This is a genomic window from Agathobacter sp. LCP21S3_B2 (genome assembly GCF_052118705.1).
In the GTDB taxonomy this organism is placed as follows: Bacteria; Bacillota; Clostridia; order Lachnospirales; family Lachnospiraceae; genus Roseburia.
The window spans coordinates 94,934-114,909 of sequence record NZ_JBQKGQ010000010.1 but is presented as its reverse complement, the minus strand read 5'-3'; the positions used below and the strand labels follow the sequence as shown (position 1 = coordinate 114,909).

The following is a 19,976-nucleotide window of genomic DNA, read 5'->3' as shown; positions in this document are numbered from 1 at the left end:
CTCTCCCAAAGAACCTTATTCAATTGTATTACGCTACAGTGAATTTATCAACCACATTATCAAATGCCTGGTCATCGCCCATATAGCAGACCTTAAAGTCATTGTTTGTACCAATTCCAATCACTCCAAGAAGTGATTTCGCATCAATAAGAATCTGTCTATATTTGAGATCAATGTCAAAATCGCACTTAGAAGCAGCCCCAACAAATTCCTGAATATCATCCAATGTGTTAAGTCTGATTACTGTTTCCTTATTGTACATAGTTAACACCACCTTTATAATCTAAAACATAGTGCTTTCGCACATACCAATCAATTGTTGCGCCTATTATAACATCTGATATTCATTTGTCAAAAAATCATAATCCGTCATTTTCCGTCAATCCATGTCATTTTTTTTAATAAATATCTTTTGCGTAACCGATTTTTCACTATATTTTCATGCATGTTTTTTCAAAAAAACAATATGATTGTGAAATTCTTATAAAAATGGTATAATATTTAATTAATTTAAATTCATTTTTTTACAATTTTTCATTTATAAAACTTTATTCTCGTAATTCTTTAACGCATCTATATATATTTCACCGAGCTTGCTAAGCTTCGTGCCCTTGTGCTTGATATAGCCTATATGCATTTTTTCACTTTCCTTAAGTGGAATTGCCGCATAGTCATCACCGTTTAAATCCTCAGAAATAATACCTGAGCACAGTGTAAATCCGTTGAGCCCCACCATGAGATTGAGCATTGTGGCTCTGTCATCAGCCTTTATGACACGCTTGTACTCATATGTGCTCATCATCTCCTCAGCATAATAAAAGGAATTGTTCACGCCCTGTTCAAAGGTCAGACATGGGTACTCCTGCAAATCATCAAGTGTAATCTCTTTTTGGCCGGCAAGCGGATGTTTTTTCCAGAGATACACATATGTATTGCATGTGAAGAGCTCTTTAAACTCGATGTCACATTCCTTAAAAAGCTTTCTTAAAACCTTTTCATTGAAATCACTTAAGTAAAGAACTCCAAGCTCACTCTTTAAGTTCTTTACGTTGTCTATTACCTCTTTCGTCTTTGTCTCGTGAACAGCAAACTCGTACTCATCCATGCCCACCTCTTTAGCAAGCTGTACAAAGGCCTTTACTGCAAATGAATAATGCTGCATGGAAACCGAGAATTTCTTTTTGGACTCCACATTCAGATACCTGTTCTCAAGCAGATAATACTGCTCCACAACCTGTTTGGCGTATCCTAAAAACTCCTCGCCCTCCGCTGTGACTGTAATTCCACGGTTATTTCTCATGAATACTGTGATTCCAAGCGCCTCCTCCACCTCTCGTACTGTGGCGGACAGATTGGGCTGTGAAACAAAAAGCTTCTTTGCCGCCTCATTCATGGAATTGGATTCTGCAATTGTAAGTACCTGTCTGAGTTGTTGAAGTGTCATTTTCTCTCCTATTGTGAACTGACGGTTTTTAGCAGAATGTGTAACTATTCAGTGCCCAGGCACCTTCGTAAAAACCGCACAATTGTAATATATTAAATAAAATTGTGTATAAACGATGCCCTGTGTATCGGTGATGGTCCTATCTCCTTTAGTGCCTTGATATGCTCTGCCGAGCCATAGCCCTTGTTTGATGCAAATCCATATCCGGGATATATGTTATCATACTCAACCATCATCCGATCCCTTGTGACCTTAGCCACAATGCTGGCTGCCCCTATTGATATGCTTTTGGCATCTCCCTTTATAATCGGAACCTGCTTTATATCCACCCCCGGGATTGTGACTGCATCGTTAAGTGTCAAATCCGGTGCCGGATCAAGCTTTCCGATTGCCTGTCTCATCGCCTCATATGTGGCCTGCAGTATATTTATCTCATCTATCCGCTCGTGCGATGCCATACCTATTCCTACAGAAACCGCCTTTTCCATTATGACATCGTAAAGCTCATCGCGCTTTGCAGCCGTAAGCTTCTTTGAATCATTGATATATAAAATATCACAGTCCTTTGGCAGAATAACCGCACATGCCACAACCGGACCTGCAAGCGGTCCGCGTCCCACCTCATCTATGCCGCAAATATGAGCATATGATGCGTACTCGCGCTCATATTTCTTGAGACCTTCAGTGCGGATAAGCTCCTTCTCATACTTGTCCAGTCGCTTTTTTGCACTATCTACAAGCTTAATCACTCCGCCCCTTTCATCTGAGCCGTATACCTCAATGAACTGTGCAAGCTGTGAATCTGTGATGCTTTTCAGTTGTTCCTTAATATCGCCTATTTTTTCTGCCGACATATCCTTGTCCTATCCTCTATTCTTCGTAACTATTATCCTATTATTTTTCCGGTCTCTCAAGAGTGATATTGCCAAGCTTACCGCTTCTGAAATCATCTATGATGAGTGCAGCTGCCTTGCTGTAATCAGGCTCTCCTCCCTTTGAAAGGCATTTTCTGTTGACGGCAACAGCACTTATAAGCTCTATGATATCATTTTCCTCGCTCACCTCGTATCTTTGTGCCAAAAGCCCCGGATACTCTGCTTTTAGGAACTTTACAAGCTCAACGGCAAGCTCATCAACATTTAGAATCTCATCCTTTATCGAACCGATGAGTGCAAGCCTAAGTCCCACTGTCTGATCCTCAAATTTCGGCCACAGTATGCCCGGGGTATCGAGCAGCTCAACACTTTTATTGAGCCTGATCCACTGCTTGCCCTTTGTCACGCCCGGCTTGTTTCCTGTCTTGGCACAGGCTTTTCCGGCGTATGAGTTGATAAATGTGGACTTTCCGACGTTTGGAATACCCACCACCATAGCTCTTACCGGTCTGTTTTTGATACCACGCTTTCGGTCTCTTTCAATCTTTTCCTTGCAGGCCTCCATCACGATATCTGTGATGCTCTTCATGCCTGACTTGCTTCTAGCATCAAGACTGACTACAAAAAAGCCCTTTTCCTTGAAAAATGCACTCCACTCCCTAGTGCGCTCCCTGTCGGCCAGATCCGCCTTGTTCATCAGAATGAGCCTGTATTTATTTTTCCCAAGCTCATCAATGTCCGGATTACGGCTGGAAAGCGGAATTCTTGCATCCACAAGCTCTATAACCAAATCTATTAATTTAATGTCCTCCTGCATCTGACGCTTTGCCTTGGTCATATGCCCAGGGTACCACTGAAAATTCATAATTCACCTGTCCTTTATCTATATATGTTATAACTATTGCTACTTGATGGTTCCAAAGCTTCCAAGGCCTGAAAATCTAAACCATGCCTTGCCGATGATATAGTCTCTCTTTACATTGCCAATATTGGCATAGCGGCTGTCCTCACTGTTGTTTCGATTGTCTCCAAGTACAAAATACTCATCCTTTTCAAGCTTAACAGCATCAGATGCAATGCCTGCATCCTCCATAGAAGCGACATCTGTGGATTCCTTATAGAGCTCATCATTCACATACAATGCGCCGTCCTTTATCTGAACAGTATCTCCCGGCACTGCTACCACTCTTCTGACATAATAATGTGATTTCTTATTGCCATTTGGAAGAAATACAATAACGTCCCCCTGCTTTGGTTTTGATATGATGTATGCAAATTTATTCACAAGAATATCATCATCATTTTCAAGTGTCTGCTCCATTGCCTGACCTACTACATTTGTACGGATACCGAAAAATGATACCAGCACATATGCCAGACCTATTACCACCACAAGCTCAACTATCCATGACAGCACTTCCCTGACCAATGGCAGATTAATCTTTTTTCTCTGTCTTCTAAAATTAAGTCCTGCTCTTCTTCTACCCATCATCAAACCTCATTTACCATAAAAATCATGTATTCTCTAATTATATATGGTTTTATAAATTCATGCAAGAGTTACTGTTCACTGTGCGGTATAAACAGCAATGTCTATGTTACTGTTCAGACGCAAGCTTGACACCGTGCTGTCAAGCTATGCGCCATAGTGTTAATTATTGTGTGATTACATCCCATTTTAAACAATTACGTAACAAAAAACCACCTCGTTACGATTTCTCGACGAAGTGGTCTCTTTCGCGTAAAATATTATTTTACAAGCTCTTTAACCTTAGCAGCTTTTCCGATACGGTCTCTTAAGTAGTAAAGCTTAGCACGACGTACTTTACCTTTACGTACAATCTCAACCTTCTCTACGTTTGGTGAGTGGAGTGGCCATGTCTTCTCAACACCTACGCCGTTAGAAAGCTTTCTAACAGTAAATGTTGTACGGTTTGATCCGTTCTGCTTTTTGATAACTGTTCCCTCAAATACCTGAATACGCTCACGGTTACCCTCTTTGATTTTTCCGTGTACCTTTACAATATCTCCTACAGAAAACTCAGGTACCTCAGCCTTTAACTGCTCGTTCTCGATGCTCTTAATAATTTCACTTGCGTTCATTTTGTGACCTCCTAATTATTTTGACGTTCTTAATGCTACTACTATTTTCACAACAGAGGACCATCTCTTTTATTCACAACATTGGTACTTTACCACAGATTCATGGGATTTGCAAGTGTTTTTTACTATCTTTATCACCTGTCTTTGTTGCCTGTGTTACTGTTCACACCTAACAGTGTGACCAATAATAATATTATTAGCCATCCAGTATACAGATGACTTTGAAAAATGCAATCCCATACGCTCCTGCAGCTTCATAGATGCCTCATTGCCCACAATTATCTGTCCATATGGTATCCAGCCGTTTTCTAAAGCCCTGTTGAAGGCATATGTTTCAAGTGCTGTGGCAAGCTTTTGATGCCTGTACTGCGGCTTTACATAGAGCATGCCTATGCTGCCCTCCTCATGTATTCCGATAATTCCCGCGAGGATATTAATGGTATCATCAGCAGTATTATCACTCAAAAAAGCTCCGTAGACAGCACCTGCCTCTATCCTGTCTACGATATAATCCGGATTATCAAAGCCCGGGTACATTGGCGCAGCCTCCTGTATATCACCTGCATCCAGCTTTCTTATAATTAAGCCATTTGGCATCGGCTTTCCATCCGGTCTGTACAGTCCGCTGACAGATAGCTTTTCTTTGTTTGTATACACCGCCTGTCTGCACTCTACAGTCTCCTTAAAGCCATTTGCCTCAAAAAGCCCAACATACCTTTGCTGGTGAAGCACTATGCCGTTTGTAATCTGCTCTATAATGGTTGCCGGAATATGTTGACTGCTATGTTTATCGACCAGCCTCGTGGTATCTTCCGCTGCCAAATCCACAAGCTCCGACTCACCCTCATCCGGTCTGGTATGAAAGCATACCTTTGAAACCGTATCGCAAAGCAGATATTCGCCATCTGCCTCAAACAGTATCTCGGCGCAGCCCCTGTTTATAAGCTCTATCATATCAATATGAAGCAGTTTATTTTTCATAAGAAACTCTCTGCATTTATCAAGTCTTTTAAACCCGGCATACAAATCCGGTCTGCGCTCCTTTGTGCGCTCAATAGACTTTTCAAGGCGCCATGCATCTATCTTTTTCTGATTGCCTGACATGAGTACCTCAGGCACCTTTTTGTCATGCCACTCAACAGGACGTGAATACTGAGGGTATTCAAGCAGATTGCCATGAAACGACTCTGTCTCTGCCGAAATGTCATTGTGCAGCACCCCAGGAACCAGACGTGAAATCGCATCTATCATCACCATCGACGGCAGTTCTCCGCCTGTTAGAACATAGTCACCGATAGAAACATAATCTGTTACCGTCTCCTCCAGCACGCGCTCGTCAATACCTTCATAGTGTCCACATAGAAAAATGAGGTCATCACACTTTGCAAATTCTGCTGCCATCTGCTGGTTGAACACGCGGCCCTGTGGAGTAACGTAAATCAGACGGGCATTGTGATTTTGTATTTCTTCTGCTGTATTTTTATATGATGTATTTTCATATAATATATTTTCATCGGCAATATTTTTCCCGGAATTATCACCTGAGTGGACCTGATTACATTTATTGATCTGACTCACCACACTGCTCACAGCCTGATACACAGGCTCTGCCTGCATAAGCATTCCCGCGCCGCCACCATATGTGTAATCATCAACCTTATTGTGCTTATTGTGCGCAAAATCCCTGATATTTACAGTATTGAGTGATATAATATTATGTTTTAAAGCTCTGCCTGTGATACTCTCTGACAGTCCCTGTTCTATCATCTGTGGGAATAAGGTCAGCACATGAAATCTCATTTTCCTCTATCTCCTGTTATCATCCTGTTTTACAGTTTTACGATTTAAAATGTATGATTTTGTTCAATTTTATATCTCATTTTACGGTTTTTGCAGTTTGAGATGCAGCTATCTCAAACCTGCCAGCAGATGCACCTTCATCGTGCCATTTTCCACATCAACGTCCAGTATACAATCCTTTATTGCCGGAATCAGCAGATCATTTGCACCGGCTTTCTTAACAACATACACATCGTTGGCACCAGTCTGGAGTACATCAGCTATGACTCCAAGCTCCTCTCCCTCGTCTGACGTGACTGACAGCCCGATAAGATCGGCTATAAAGTACTCGTTTTCCTCAAGCGGCACCGCATTTTCCCTTGTCACAAAAAGAGGTGCCTTTTTATATTTTTCTACATCATTTATGTCATCTATGCCCTTAAATTTCAAGATAACCTGGTTCTTGAAAAATTTGACAGAAGTTATTTCCAAATCCCTGCGCTCTTTGCCATTATCCAGAATGACATTTTTAAGCTTTTTAAAACGGGCAGCATCGTCAGTGGTTGGGAACACCTTTACCTCACCGCGAATGCCGTGTGTGCTCGTAATTACACCTACCTGTAGTAAATCTTCCATTCTCTGTCTCCTGATATTAATATAAATCATGACTATTCAGCCCACGCACATTCTCAAAACCATACAATACCGGTTCTGAATAGTTACTATAAATTATAAAAAAACAGGCATCTCATAAGAGATGCCTTCATGTTACTGTACTATCTCAACAATAACCTTTTTGTCTTCTTTAGAGGCTGCGGCCTTAACAACTGAACGAATAGCCTTAGCAATACGTCCCTGCTTGCCGATCACTTTGCCCATGTCAGACTGTGCAACACGTAATTCCAAAACAATTGCTTTCTCGTTTTCGGTCTCAGTTACATTAACCTCATCCGGATAATCAACTAAAGATTTTGCAATTACTTCAACTAATTCTTTCATTACGCCACCTCTTTATCCTATTTCTCGATACCAGCACTCTTGAAGATTCTAGCTACTGTCTCAGTTGGCTGTGCGCCGTTTGATAACCATTTCTTAGCTAATTCCTCATTTACATGATACTCGCTAGGATCCTTAGTTGGATCGTATGTTCCGATCTCCTCGATGCATCTTCCATCTCTTGGTGATCTAGAGTCTGCAACTACGATTCTATAGAAAGGAGCTTTCTTCTGTCCCATTCTTCTTAATCTGATCTTTACTGCCATTTTGTTTCACCTCCTCATAGGTTTATTGAATAATATATATCAAAAGTAAAATAAATACTTTTGTTAACAAAACATGAAATTCTTTAATGAAATCCATTAAAACGGAAGTCCTTTGAATAAGCCTCCAAGACCACCGCCTCCACGGCGTCCTTTTTTGCCGCCCATCATACCGGGCATCTGCTTCATGAACTTCTTTGTCTGCTCAAACTGCTTTACAAGTCTGTTGACCTCTGATACATCCACACCTGCTCCTCTTGCAATACGAGCCTTGCGGCTTGGATTAAGAAGCTTTGGATTTCGTCTTTCCTCAGGTGTCATGGAATAGATGATTGCCTCTGTGCGGGCCATGCCCTTTTCAGCTTCATCTGTATCAATATCCGGCATCTTGCCTCCACCGATACCCATGCCCGGCATCATGCCCATCACGCTTGAAAGACCGCCCATCTTCTTCATCTGACTCATCGAATCAAGGTACATCTCAAAATCAAACTCATTTTTGCGCATCTTCTGCTCAAGCTTCTTGGCCTGTTCCTCATCAATGTTCTCCTGCGCCTTCTCAATCATGGAAAGCACATCGCCCATACCAAGGATTCTTGAAGTCATACGCTCCGGATAGAACTGCTCAAGGTCTGAAAGCTTCTCGCCCATACCTGCGTATAGTATCGGCTTTCCTGTAACGGCTCTGATTGAAAGTGCCGCTCCACCTCTGGTGTCACCATCAAGTTTTGTGATGACAACTCCGTCAATTCCTATCTTTTCATCAAAGGTACCTGCTACATTTACCGCATCCTGACCTGTCATGGCATCAACCACGAGGATGGTCTGGAAAACATCAGTAGCTTCTTTTATCTCAATAAGCTCTGCCATCATATCCTCATCAATATGAAGACGTCCGGCAGTATCGATGATAACAACATTGAAATCGTTTTTCTTAGCGTGCTCCACAGCAGCCTTTGCGATGTCGGCAGGCTTGTTTTTGTCACCCATTGAGAAAACCTCAACCCCCTGCTTCTCACCATTTATCTTTAACTGCTCAATCGCAGCCGGACGATACACATCACAGGCTACAAGCAGTGATTTCTTGCCCTTGCTCTTAAGCTTTCCGGCAATTTTTGCTGTGGTGGTTGTCTTACCGGCTCCCTGAAGACCTACCATCATGATAACGGTAAGCTCCTTGCCCGGCCTGAAAGCAATCTCTGTCGTCTCAGAGCCCATAAGCTTAATCATCTCTTCGTTTACGATTTTGATGACCATCTGTCCGGGATTGAGACCATTCATGACATCCTGTCCGATTGCTCTCTCCTGAACACTCTTTGTGAACTGCTTAACAACCTTGAAGTTAACATCGGCCTCAAGGAGTGCCATCTTAACCTCTTTAAGAGCAGCCTTTACATCATCCTCAGTAAGCTTTCCCTTGCTGCGGAGATTTTTGAAAACGTTCTGCAGTTTTTCTGATAAACTGTCAAATGCCATATTACAGCTCCTCTAGTATCTGATTCGAAATAGCTTCGATTTCATTCATTAATAGCTCATTATGTGATTTCTTAAAATCATTTGTCAGCTCATGAATCCTTCGTATGTCACTCTTTATGGACATGAACTTCTCAACAAGATGCAGCTTTGCTTCATAATCAAGCAGCTTCTTATTGCACCTCTTAATCAGATCGGCAACACCCTGACGGGAAATCCCCTCCTCGGCTGCTATCTCACCGAGTGACAAATCATTGAAGACAAAATCCTCATATACCTGACGCTGATGATCATTCAAAAGCTCACCGTAGAAATCATATAAATATGCCTGTTCAAGTTTTTCTTCCATATCAAGTATCCTCTTTTTCCCTCGAACCTATGGTAGAATAACACATAGTTTGCCCGGTGTCAAGTAAAAATACTTGATACTTTTGTTTTTATATCATAGTGCGTACAATTCTCGGCTTGTAGCCCTTCTTTTCGAGCGCTGCCATAATCTGCTCCTTGTGCTCTGTACCGAAACACTCAAGCGTGATGCGAAGCTCAACAGCCGCACTTCTGTTTGTAGTGACAAACTGGTTGTGCTCCAGCTTGATTACATTGCCCTGTACATCGGCAAGAGTCTGTGAAACCTTTGCAAGCTCGCCCGGCTTATCAGGCAGAAGCACTGAAACAGTAAAGATTCTGTCTCTGAAAATAAGTCCCTGCTGTACAACTGATGACATGGTAATGACATCCATGTTGCCGCCGCTTAGGATAGAAACCACTCTCTTATCCTTTACACCAAGATGCTTAAGCGCAGCTACAGTCAGAAGACCTGAGTTTTCAACTATCATCTTGTGATTCTCCACCATATCAAGGAAAGCCACGATAAGCTCGTCATCCTCCACTGTGATGATATCATCAAGATTTTTCTTTATGTATGGGAAAATATTTGAGCCCGGTGTCTTTACCGCTGTTCCGTCTGCAATAGTATTTACACTTGGTAAAGTGGTCACCTTGCCGTTCTTAAATGACTCCTGCATACAATTGGCACCGGCCGGCTCCACTCCGATAACCTTAATCTTTGGATTTAATAGCTTTGCAAGTGTGGATACACCTGTTGCCAGTCCGCCACCTCCGATTGGAACGAGGATGTATTCAACAAGAGGAAGCTCCTTGAATATCTCCATAGCGATAGTTCCCTGTCCTGTTGCGACAGCTAAATCATCAAACGGATGGATGAATGTATATCCCTCTTTCTCTGCAAGCTCATATGCCTTGGCACATGCCTCATCATACACATCTCCGTAAAGCACTACCTCAGCGCCGTAGCTCTTTGTACGGTTTACCTTGATAAGAGGTGTGGTGGTAGGCATCACGATGACAGCCTTGCAGCCATAGCACTTTGCCGCATATGCAACACCCTGCGCATGGTTTCCTGCAGATGCTGTGATGAGTCCCTTTGCTCTCTCCTCGTCTGTGAGGGTGCTTATCTTGTAGTAAGCGCCTCTGACCTTGTAAGCTCCGGTAAACTGCATATTTTCAGGCTTCAAATATACCTTATTGCCTGTCTGGTCACTTAAAAAATCACTGTAAATGAGCTTTGTTTCAAGGGTAACCTCCTTGACCTTCTCACTTGCTTCTTCAAATTTATCTAATGTCAGCATTTTTGTTCTTCCTTTCATTGATATAACGATTCAGAACCACCCACGCATTATTCGCAAAAACGCATTGTTCTCAGTGGTCCTGAATAGTTATTTTTCATTATATTATACCAAAAATTCCGTACAGATATATATAAACTGATATACCAGATTATTATAAACAATATAACTTATACGCTCAAAGATATTTTCAAATTATTCCGTTTTGGTGTCAAACAATGCATTCACGAACTCGTCCGAATCAAATTTCTGCAAATCATCGATTGTCTCACCGACTCCGATATACTTGACCGGCACTGAAAGCTCCGACTGTATCGCTACAGCGATACCGCCCTTTGCCGTACCATCCATCTTAGTGAGTACGATGCCTGAAATCTTTGCCACATCAGAAAACTCTCTCGCCTGAACAAGTGCATTCTGGCCTGTGGTCGCATCAAGCACCACGAGTGTCTCTCTGTATGCATCCGGATACTCACTCTCAAGGATTTTATTGATTTTTCCAAGCTCATTCATCAGATTCTTTTTGTTGTGGAATCTTCCCGCTGTATCCACGAGAAGCACATCAGCGTTTCTGGCCTTTGAAGCAGCAACCGCATCGTATACAACAGCTCCCGGGTCTGCGCCCTCGGCACCGCCAATCATATCAACTCCGGCGCGGTTTGCCCATTCCTTCAGCTGGTCGCCTGCTGCCGCCCTGAATGTATCAGCACCTGCAATAACCACCTTCTTGCCCTGTTCCTTGAGCTTTCCTGCAAGCTTTCCGACAGTGGTAGTCTTTCCTACTCCATTGACACCGATTACAAGCACAACAGACTTTTCATTCTCAAATCTGTAGGCGGTCTCCTCCACCTTCATCTGCTCCTTGATGCTCTCAATCAGAAGCTCCTTGCACTCTGCCGGCTCCTTGATATGCTGCTCCTTAACCTTTCTCTGCAGATCCTCGATGATATTCTCCGTGGCTCTCACTCCGAGATCTCCCATGATGAGAATCTCCTCAAGCTCCTCATAAAAATCATCATCTATATGCCAAAATCCACTGAAAAGTGAATCTATGCCTGAAACGATATTGTCTCTGGTCTTTGTCAGTCCTGAAACGAGCCTCTTAAAAAAGCCCGGCTTTTTTTCTTTTTCTTCCATTTCAACTCTCCATAAATAAAATTCTACTGCGTCAGATCATTCTCTATAAGATTTACTGAAACGAGTGTGGAAACACCCTTTTCCTGCATCGTAATACCATATAGTCTGTCCGCTGCCTCCATCGTACCACGTCTGTGTGTGATAACGATAAACTGTGTGTTCTTTGTAAGCTTGTTCAGATAATTTGCATAACGAGAAACGTTTGAGTCATCAAGCGCCGCCTCAATCTCATCAAGCAGACAAAACGGTGATGGCTTAAGTGCCTGAATGGCAAACAAAAGCGCAATAGCGGTGAGCGCCTTTTCTCCACCGGACATCTGCATCATATTCTGAAGCTTCTTTCCGGGCGGCTGTGCGATGATTCTGATGCCGCACTCAAGTATATCCTCATCCTCCACAAGCTCCAGAGAACCATGTCCACCACCAAAAAGCTGCTTAAAGGACTTGTCAAACTCTCTCTGAATCTCGGCAAACTTCTCTGTAAACTGCTTTCTCATACCACTGTCAAGCTCATCTATGATGCCAACCAGCGTCTTTTCAGCCTCGATAAGGTCATCATGCTGTCCCTTCAAGAACTCATAACGTGTTGAAATCTCCCTGTATTCCTCAATAGCGTTGACATTTACATCTCCGAGGCGTCTGATTTCGTCCTTTATGCCTGCAATCAGCTTCTTTAATGAAGGCAGATCATCGTATGCATCATTTCTAAGCTCTGCTGCCGCATGCGGAGTAAGCTCATACTCATCCCACATGTAGTTGGTCTGCGTCTCTGAAGCCTCCTTAAGCTTCTCTCTCTGGCTGTTCAGTCTGAAAAGTTCCTTATCCAGATCAGCCTGCTTCTTTGAAACTTCCTCCTGCTTTGCAAAAAAGCCTCTGTACTCCTCAGACATCTTTTCCTTTTTGGCAATGCTCTCCCTTAGCTCTTCGTCAAGCTTTGAATTGTTGTCCTTTGATGCCAGAATGGTCTGTGTAATTGCATCAATATCAGCCTGCTTCTTTTTAATATCATCCTTTGCAGTAGCTGCCCCTTCTACGAGACTTTCCCTCTGCTCATCAAATTTTTCTATTTCTGAATTGATACGATTGATATTTTCTATAGCAAACTCAGCCGTCTTTGTAATATTTGCAAGCTCCAGTGAAATGGCAGCGGCCTTGTGTGAAGCCTCCTGCTCAAGTACACCCTGCTTTTCAAGAATCTCACTGTATGAGCTGTTTTCCTTCTCAAGCTGCTCCTCACGCTGCTTTGAGGCCTCAAGCTGTGCTGCGATATCCTTCTTGCCCTGATTTATCTCTTCGAGCTGTTTTTCAATCTCCGCATTTTCTGTGCGCAGATCCTCGTAAACATTCGCACTCTCCTTCTTTTGCTGGTCTGCCCTGTCAACAGAAATCTGTGCTGTATTCTGCTCAATATACTTTTCCTGAAGCAGTGTCTTTATGGCTGCTATATCCTCCTCGCCAAGTGCAATAGCAGTCGCAATATCATCCTTTCTGGCTCTAAGCTCTTTAAGCTTTGTCTTAGTCTGATCAACTCTCTTTTCAAGCTCCTCAATCTCACGATTTCTCGCAAGCAGATTGGATGAATTTTTAAACGCACCACCGGACATAGATCCTCCCGGTGCCAGATACTCGCCCTCGACAGTCACGATATGGAGTGAATAGTGATTCTTCTTTGCAAGCGCAATGGCATTGTCAATTGTGTCCACCACAATCACCCTGCCAAGCAGGTAAGCAACAACCTCATCAAACTTCGGATCACACTTCACCAGCTTATTTGCAATGCCAAGCACACCCTTTTCGCCGAGTGCCGCCTCATTTTTTGTATTTCTGTTTGCGCGCACACTAGTAAGAGGTAAAAACGTAGCCCTTCCAAAATGATTGGTCTTTAAAAAGCCTATCATCTTTTTGGCTGTGGCCTCATCCTCAGTTACAATATTCTGGATATTGCCGCTTAAGGCTGTCTCTATCGCTATCTCATAACGCTTATCCACCTGGATAAGATCTGAAACCACGCCAAGAAGCCCCGGATTTTTAGCCTTCTGCTCCATAACACGCTTGATGCTGTTGCCATAGCCATCGTAACGCTCAGCAATATTTTTAAGTGACTCAAGCCTTGAAACAGACTTATGATACTCTGTGGAAGCCTCCTCCATCAGACGGGCATTCTCCTTAGACTTGTCTCTCCACTCCTTAGCCTTTGCCAAAAGAGCCGACTCCTTTTCCTTTAAACCGGCAATCTCTTCATTGACAGCCGAAAGCTTCTTATTGGCATCATCCAATATATCATCAAGCCCTGCTTCCCTTGTCTTTCTATCTAAAAGACGCTTGGTAAGCTCCGCCTTTCTGATATTAATCTGCTCTATCATGGTAGCAAATCGCTGCTGCCTTGATTGGATACTGCCTCGCTCCTGAAGCAGGGCAATAAGCTCATTCTTACCCTTTTCCAGTCCATCATTGCAGCGGTTGACCTCTGCAAGCACAGCCTCATGCTCATTTACAGCAAGAAGCTCGTTCTGCTTCATCTGCTCTATCTCAGCTTCCAGTGTGGCCTTTTTTTCATCGTACTCTTTTCTGCTTTTAAGACGCTCAGCCTTTTCCTTTTCGATAGCTAAAAGACGCGACTGCAGATGCTCATCCGTCATTTCGGCCGTGTGAATCTGCTCCTTTAAAAGCTCTATTTGATTCTCAAGCTTCTGTCTGGTGGATGAAGTGCTTGTGATGCTCTCACGAAGAGACTCAATACGCTCATCCATCTGCTGCATATCGTTCCCCAGCCTCTCATACTCTGCCTTGATGCTCTCGTATGTGGCGTTGGTCTCCTTTAGCTCATCATCAGCAATAGCGTATTTCTCATCAGCCGCCTTAAGCTCAGACTCGATGCGTGCTGATTCAAGTAAAAACATGTTGACATCGTAGCTCTTCAGCTCTTCCCTCTTTTTGAGATATGTATGAGCCTTCTCAGACTGCCTCTGCAACGGGCCTACCTGCCTCTCAAGCTCTGTCAGGATATCATTGACACGAACAAGGTTCTCCCTCTCATTATCGAGCTTCTTTTGTGCTGTAAGCTTTCTCTTTTTAAACTTTACAATGCCGGCAGCCTCATCAAACAGCTCTCGCCTCTCCTCCGGCTTTCCGCTTAGAATCCTGTCAATCTGACCCTGTCCAATGATGGAATAGCCCTCTTTACCGATACCTGTATCGTAGAAAAGCTCCGAAACCTCCTTGAGCCTGCACGGATTGCCATTGATGAGATACTCGCTCTCTCCTGAACGGTAAACACGTCTGGCAACTGTAACCTCATTGAAATCAATCGCAAGCGAATGGTCTGAATTATCAAGAGTGATGGCAACATACGCATATCCAAGCGGCTTCCTGTTCTCTGTACCCGCAAAAATAACATCCTGCATGCTGGCACCTCGAAGCTGCTTTGCGCTCTGCTCACCAAGCACCCATCTGACCGCATCGGCGACATTACTCTTTCCACTGCCGTTTGGCCCGACAATACCTGTGATGCCGTTGTGGAACTCAAAAACAATTTTGTTGGCAAAGGACTTAAAGCCCTGTACTTCCAAGCTCTTTAAATACATTAAAAACTCCTATTCCCTGTTTCTGTATAAAAGAAGCGCCTGATATGCAGCCTGCTGCTCTGCCGCCTTCTTTGTGTGGCCCTCTCCCACGCTGACACGCTCACCATCCACAAGCACTGCAACAGTAAACTGCTTGTCATGGTCCGGACCGCTCTCCTCAATAAGCTCATAGGAAAGCTGCTCATGCCTGCCCTGTATGAGCTCCTGAAGGATAGTCTTGCTATCATAAAAGAGCTGCTTATTCTCAATATCTGTCATGATAAATCTAAGCACAAACTCCTTTGCATTAGTAAAACCACCATCTAAATAAATTGCTCCAATCACTGCCTCAAGTGCATCAGAAAGAATCGATTTTCTCTTTCTGCCACCTGTATGATCCTCGCCCCTGCCAAGACGCAGGTACTTTCCAAGGTCAAGTGGCTTTGTACAAAGTGCAAGAGTCGGCTCACAAACAATGCTTGCGCGCAGCTTGGTAAGCTCACCCTCAGGCTTTTGCGGATAATTGATAAACAAAAACTCACTTGAAACTATTTCCAAAACAGCATCGCCCAAAAACTCCAGACGTTCGTTATCAGAATGCTTTTTCATGTGCTTTTCATTGGCATACGAGCTGTGTGTCAGCGCCTGCTCAAGCAGATGTCGGTTCTTGAACGTATAGCCTATTTTGCTTTGAAATTCATTTAAATCTGCCATAATTTCTCCTCTATTTCTATATCTATCCATTTTACATGTTCCGTGAGCATAACGAAAAGCCCTCATAATAAAGGGCTTTTCATTAGTTAAACATACTACTGCTCGCTTACAGCTTTTTTAATCTGCTCAACAGCATCGCCTACAGTGACGATTTTCTCTGCTTCCTCATTAGGAATCTCGATATCGAACTCTTCCTCGATACCCATGATAATCTGGAAAACATCCAGTGAATCTGCACCAAGATCATCAATGAAGGTTGACTCCATAGTAACCTCGTTCTCATCTACGTTAAGTACCTCGACAATAATGTCTCTAAGCTTCTCAAATTCCATTTTTAATACCTCTCATTTCTGTTTATAGTGACTAATCATACAGCAGTGCTGCTATCTAATCAGCCGGTTTATTAATAATATATTCTTTTATTTTATCATTAATCTCTTTTTCCTTAAATGTAACACACTGGAAAACAGAGTTAGTGATCTCCTTTGCCTTGGAGCTGCCGTGTGTCTTTACCACAAGACCGTTAAGACCTAAAAGCGGTGCTCCGCCATACTCGGTCGCATCAAACGACTTGAGCGTATTTTTAAGAGCCGGAAGTGCAAGTACCGCACCTATCTTGCTCTTTAATGTGCTCATGAGGCCCTTCTTTATAACTCCGATAAGAGTGGAGCTAAGACCCTCGTAAAGCTTTAAAATAACATTGCCTGTGAAAGCCTCACAGACGATAACATCAGCATCTCCCTTTGGAATATCCCTTGCCTCAATACTTCCGACAAAATTGATATCCGTGCACTCACGTAAAAGCGGCATGGTCTCCTTTACCAGAGCATTGCCCTTCTCCTCCTCTGCACCGATATTGACCAGTGCAACTTTTGGATTCTTCACGCCGACAACGTGCTCCATATAGATAGAGCCCATCTTTGCAAACTGTACCAGATGCTCTGCTCTCGCATCCACATTGGCTCCACAATCTATGAGTAAAGACACTCCACGCTCAGTTGGAATAAGCGGTGCCAAAGGCGGTCTTTGTATCCCCTTTATCCTGCCGACTATGACCTGTCCTCCGACAAGCACAGCGCCTGAGCTTCCCGCTGAAACAAATGCATCAGCCTCTTTATTTTTGACCATATTCATGCCGACAACTATTGAAGACTGCTTCTTTCGCCTGATTGCCACAACCGGCGGCTCTGCCATCTCAATAACCTCCGGTGCATCTACTATCTCTATCTGTCCATCCGGATATGTATACTGTGAAAGTTCTCTCTCAACAGGCTCCTTCTGTCCCACAAGAAAAATCTTTATATCATCTCTTTTGTTAACTGCGTCTACCGCACCCTTAACTACCTCTGCAGGTGCATTGTCGCCACCCATTGCATCGAGTGCGACCCTTGTTGTACTTTGCATTGTGACCTCCCTGTGCCTGCCAAACGGCAAACAACTACTTGATTAAATCAAATATACTATAATCATAAGTATAAATCAATAACCAATTCACTACTCTATATAGCTTCCATCATTCTCCCGGACTCATTGAAATAACCTTGCCACAGTTCCATAAATCAGCAGTGCGCTTTGCTGCATCAAGTCTGTCTTCGTCCGACTTAAAATCAATATTCACAGAGTGGCATCCGCACTCAAGGCATGTCACATAATATGAGCTGCCACAATCCTCTTCAAGTATTCCTGCGCCGCCGCAGAGCGGACACTCATAGATTTCAACTAAATCATCTATATTCATTATATTACTTCCTTCTTTCTATCATCATAATTACCGGATACTTAAATATCCACACAGTATAATAACATCCCTGCAAGCTATATACAAGCAAAAAGTACCTTCATTTTATTATGGAATAAATAAGGGATAAAATCAATCAAAAAAGGGATTGAACGATATCGTTCAATCCCTTAATTTTACTGGTTTTCTACTATTAGTCCTGAGGAATGATTTCTTTTTTGTTGTATGATCCGCAGTTCTTGCAAACTCTGTGTGGCATCATAAGCTCTCCACATTTGCTGCATTTTACTAAAGTAGGAGCAGACATTTTCCAGTTTGCTCTTCTCTTATCTCTTCTTCCCTTAGAAGATTTATTCTTTGGACAAATTGACATTTGTTTACACCTCCTTAAACTTGTTAAATATATCCTGGAACGCTGCCATTCTTGGATCCGGTACAAAACTATCGCAACTGCAGGTGCCTTTATTCAAGTTCATCCCGCAGACTTTACAAATACCTTTGCAATCGTCTTTGCACAGAACTCTCATTGGCCAGTTCACCAGAATTTCGGCGTAGACAAGTTTATCTACATCGAGTTCAAACCCAATCAGGTAGTCAGTTTCCTCCATCTCTTCATCGACTAACGCTCCGTCTGTGATTTTCAGAGTCTTGTCAATGTCAAAATGCATGTTTGTTGGAACTTCTTCCAAGCATCGGCTGCACGGTATCGCTACGTCTATATCCACTGTCGCGGTAATATGCACTGCTGCGTTCTCCACGTTTGAGATATGAAGTGATATCGGCTGCTTCTTCAGAATAGGATAATCTCCTAAACGCGACTCAAATGATGTGAGCGTAAGCTCTGTCTCAATTGTTGTCTCTTTATTGATAGATTTTACAATGGTTGATATATCAATCATAGTTCTCTCCTATTCACACCTAACCAATTATACATATTGGAGTGGTGTTTGTCAACAAAATTTTATAATTTATCCACAACTTTTTGCTTTTTATTAACCGACAAGCTTTACTGTCTCACGGCAGATTGCAAGCTCCTCGTTTGTAGGGATGACACATACCTTTACGCTTGAGTCTGCTGTTGAGATAAGTGCCTCCACGCCGCGTGTCTTGTCGTTTGTTACACGGTCAATCTTTATGCCGAGGTAACCTAAATATGCCATGATCTTTTCTCTTACGAAGCTTGTGTTCTCACCGATTCCTGCTGTGAATGCGATAGCATCAACTCCGTTCATTGCTGCTACATATGCTCCGATGTATTTTGCTACTCTGTAGCTGAATACCTCTACTGCTGCGATGGCACGCTTGTTGCCCTCATTGTAGGCTGCCTCAAGGTCTCTGAAGTCGCTTGATACGCCTGACATACCGGCTACTCCCGACTTCTTGTTGAGCACATTCATCACACCATCGATATCAAGGTTTTCTTTCTTTGCGATGAACTCCATGATTGATGGGTCGATATCACCTGAACGTGTTCCCATTACGAGTCCCTCAAGTGGTGTAAGTCCCATTGATGTATCTACGCATTTACCGTTTAATACTGCGCTGACTGAAGCTCCGTTTCCAAGGTGTGCTACGATAATCTTTGAGTTGTTTAAGTCCATTCCAAGGTAGCTTGCTGCCTCTTTTGATACGAAGCTGTGGCTTGTGCCGTGGAAGCCGTATCTTCTTACCTTGTACTTCTCATAGTACTCATATGGAATGCCGTAGAGATATGCTTTCTCAGGCATTGTCTGATGGAAGGCTGTATCAAATACTCCTACCATTGGTACGTTTGGCATAAGTGCCTGGCATGCTCTGATTCCGATAATGTTTGCAGGGTTGTGAAGAGGTGCGAGGTCGTTGCACTCCTCTACCTGTGCGATTACTTCCTCTGTGATGACTACTGAGTCTGAGAACTTCTCGCCACCGTGCACTACACGATGTCCTACTGCATCGATCTGCGCAAGTGATTTTACTGCGCCTGTCTTTGGATTTACAAGTGCATCGAGTACCATCTGGATGGCCTCTTTATGTGTTGGCATAGGTGCCTCTGTGATTTCCTTATCAAGCCCCTCTTTCTGATATACGAGTCTGCCATCGATTCCGATTCTCTCGCAGAGTCCTTTTGCAAGTACCTCCTCCGAATCTGAATTGATGAGCTGGTATTTCAGTGATGAACTACCGCAATTAATTACTAATACATTCATTGTTTTGTCTCCTTTGGTTTAAAATTACAATACTATTGTTAGTATAAACTTATTTTTCA

Annotated in this window: 22 protein-coding genes and 1 pseudogene; all 23 read right to left on the bottom strand. The window is 43.0% G+C overall.

Annotation, left to right across the window (positions count from 1 at the left end; all coding sequences use genetic code 11):
• Positions 1–28 precede the first annotated feature (28 nt).
• The gene (locus tag ACTQ1L_RS09070) at positions 29–262 is read right to left on the bottom strand and encodes an HPr family phosphocarrier protein (RefSeq protein ID WP_321111019.1); all 234 of its coding nucleotides are present in this window, start codon (positions 260–262) and stop codon (positions 29–31) included.
• A gap of 276 nt (positions 263–538) precedes the next feature.
• Positions 539–1,444, bottom strand: a complete 906-nt coding sequence (locus ACTQ1L_RS09065) for a LysR family transcriptional regulator (RefSeq protein WP_441366688.1) — start codon at positions 1,442–1,444, stop codon at positions 539–541.
• Positions 1,445–1,536: 92 nt separating this feature from the next.
• Positions 1,537–2,298, bottom strand: coding sequence for a ribonuclease HII (locus ACTQ1L_RS09060; RefSeq protein WP_441366687.1), 762 nt, complete (start codon positions 2,296–2,298; stop codon positions 1,537–1,539).
• 40 nt (positions 2,299–2,338) lie between these two features.
• Complete coding sequence (gene ylqF / locus ACTQ1L_RS09055; RefSeq protein ID WP_441366686.1) at positions 2,339–3,184, bottom strand: ribosome biogenesis GTPase YlqF; 846 nt, start codon at positions 3,182–3,184, stop codon at positions 2,339–2,341.
• 39 nt (positions 3,185–3,223) lie between these two features.
• Complete coding sequence (lepB, locus tag ACTQ1L_RS09050; RefSeq protein ID WP_321111012.1) at positions 3,224–3,808, bottom strand: signal peptidase I; 585 nt, start codon at positions 3,806–3,808, stop codon at positions 3,224–3,226.
• Positions 3,809–4,068: 260 nt separating this feature from the next.
• Complete coding sequence (gene rplS / locus ACTQ1L_RS09045; RefSeq protein ID WP_321111011.1) at positions 4,069–4,422, bottom strand: 50S ribosomal protein L19; 354 nt, start codon at positions 4,420–4,422, stop codon at positions 4,069–4,071.
• 156 nt (positions 4,423–4,578) lie between these two features.
• Positions 4,579–4,959, bottom strand: coding sequence for a GNAT family N-acetyltransferase (locus tag ACTQ1L_RS09040; RefSeq protein WP_441366709.1), 381 nt, complete (start codon positions 4,957–4,959; stop codon positions 4,579–4,581).
• A gap of 482 nt (positions 4,960–5,441) precedes the next feature.
• Positions 5,442–6,222: pseudogene (trmD, locus tag ACTQ1L_RS09035) on the bottom strand (tRNA (guanosine(37)-N1)-methyltransferase TrmD); the annotation flags it as partial.
• A gap of 108 nt (positions 6,223–6,330) precedes the next feature.
• Positions 6,331–6,837: a ribosome maturation factor RimM gene (gene rimM, locus ACTQ1L_RS09030; RefSeq protein ID WP_015568681.1), complete on the bottom strand. Its 507-nt coding sequence runs from the start codon at positions 6,835–6,837 to the stop codon at positions 6,331–6,333.
• 132 nt (positions 6,838–6,969) lie between these two features.
• On the bottom strand, positions 6,970–7,200 hold the full coding sequence (locus ACTQ1L_RS09025) for a KH domain-containing protein (RefSeq protein WP_012742360.1): 231 nt from the start codon (positions 7,198–7,200) through the stop codon (positions 6,970–6,972).
• A 17-nt stretch (positions 7,201–7,217) separates the two neighbouring features.
• The gene (gene rpsP, locus ACTQ1L_RS09020) at positions 7,218–7,463 is read right to left on the bottom strand and encodes a 30S ribosomal protein S16 (protein WP_012742359.1); all 246 of its coding nucleotides are present in this window, start codon (positions 7,461–7,463) and stop codon (positions 7,218–7,220) included.
• 96 nt (positions 7,464–7,559) lie between these two features.
• The gene (ffh, locus tag ACTQ1L_RS09015; protein ID WP_321111008.1) at positions 7,560–8,936 is read right to left on the bottom strand and encodes a signal recognition particle protein; all 1,377 of its coding nucleotides are present in this window, start codon (positions 8,934–8,936) and stop codon (positions 7,560–7,562) included.
• A 1-nt stretch (position 8,937) separates the two neighbouring features.
• On the bottom strand, positions 8,938–9,282 hold the full coding sequence (gene ylxM / locus ACTQ1L_RS09010; protein WP_441366683.1) for a YlxM family DNA-binding protein: 345 nt from the start codon (positions 9,280–9,282) through the stop codon (positions 8,938–8,940).
• A gap of 88 nt (positions 9,283–9,370) precedes the next feature.
• Complete coding sequence (gene ilvA / locus ACTQ1L_RS09005; protein WP_321111004.1) at positions 9,371–10,582, bottom strand: threonine ammonia-lyase; 1,212 nt, start codon at positions 10,580–10,582, stop codon at positions 9,371–9,373.
• Positions 10,583–10,774: 192 nt separating this feature from the next.
• Entirely contained in the window at positions 10,775–11,716 is a 942-nt protein-coding gene (gene ftsY, locus ACTQ1L_RS09000) for a signal recognition particle-docking protein FtsY (protein WP_441366681.1), read from the bottom strand.
• A 23-nt stretch (positions 11,717–11,739) separates the two neighbouring features.
• Positions 11,740–15,300, bottom strand: coding sequence for a chromosome segregation protein SMC (smc, locus tag ACTQ1L_RS08995; protein WP_441366679.1), 3,561 nt, complete (start codon positions 15,298–15,300; stop codon positions 11,740–11,742).
• A 9-nt stretch (positions 15,301–15,309) separates the two neighbouring features.
• Positions 15,310–15,993, bottom strand: coding sequence for a ribonuclease III (rnc, locus tag ACTQ1L_RS08990; RefSeq protein ID WP_368201631.1), 684 nt, complete (start codon positions 15,991–15,993; stop codon positions 15,310–15,312).
• A 95-nt stretch (positions 15,994–16,088) separates the two neighbouring features.
• Entirely contained in the window at positions 16,089–16,325 is a 237-nt protein-coding gene (gene acpP, locus ACTQ1L_RS08985; RefSeq protein WP_015516133.1) for an acyl carrier protein, read from the bottom strand.
• A gap of 55 nt (positions 16,326–16,380) precedes the next feature.
• Positions 16,381–17,397: a phosphate acyltransferase PlsX gene (plsX, locus tag ACTQ1L_RS08980; protein WP_441366677.1), complete on the bottom strand. Its 1,017-nt coding sequence runs from the start codon at positions 17,395–17,397 to the stop codon at positions 16,381–16,383.
• 109 nt (positions 17,398–17,506) lie between these two features.
• Positions 17,507–17,731: a Lar family restriction alleviation protein gene (locus tag ACTQ1L_RS08975; protein ID WP_308656711.1), complete on the bottom strand. Its 225-nt coding sequence runs from the start codon at positions 17,729–17,731 to the stop codon at positions 17,507–17,509.
• Positions 17,732–17,924: 193 nt separating this feature from the next.
• On the bottom strand, positions 17,925–18,104 hold the full coding sequence (rpmF, locus tag ACTQ1L_RS08970) for a 50S ribosomal protein L32 (RefSeq protein WP_012742349.1): 180 nt from the start codon (positions 18,102–18,104) through the stop codon (positions 17,925–17,927).
• Between the two features lie 4 nt (positions 18,105–18,108).
• Positions 18,109–18,630 (bottom strand): YceD family protein, encoded by a 522-nt coding sequence (locus tag ACTQ1L_RS08965; RefSeq protein ID WP_308656647.1) that lies wholly within the window; start codon positions 18,628–18,630, stop codon positions 18,109–18,111.
• 93 nt (positions 18,631–18,723) lie between these two features.
• A complete protein-coding gene (locus tag ACTQ1L_RS08960; RefSeq protein WP_441366674.1) occupies positions 18,724–19,917 on the bottom strand; it encodes an acetate kinase in 1,194 nt (397 codons plus the stop codon).
• Positions 19,918–19,976 lie beyond the last annotated feature (59 nt).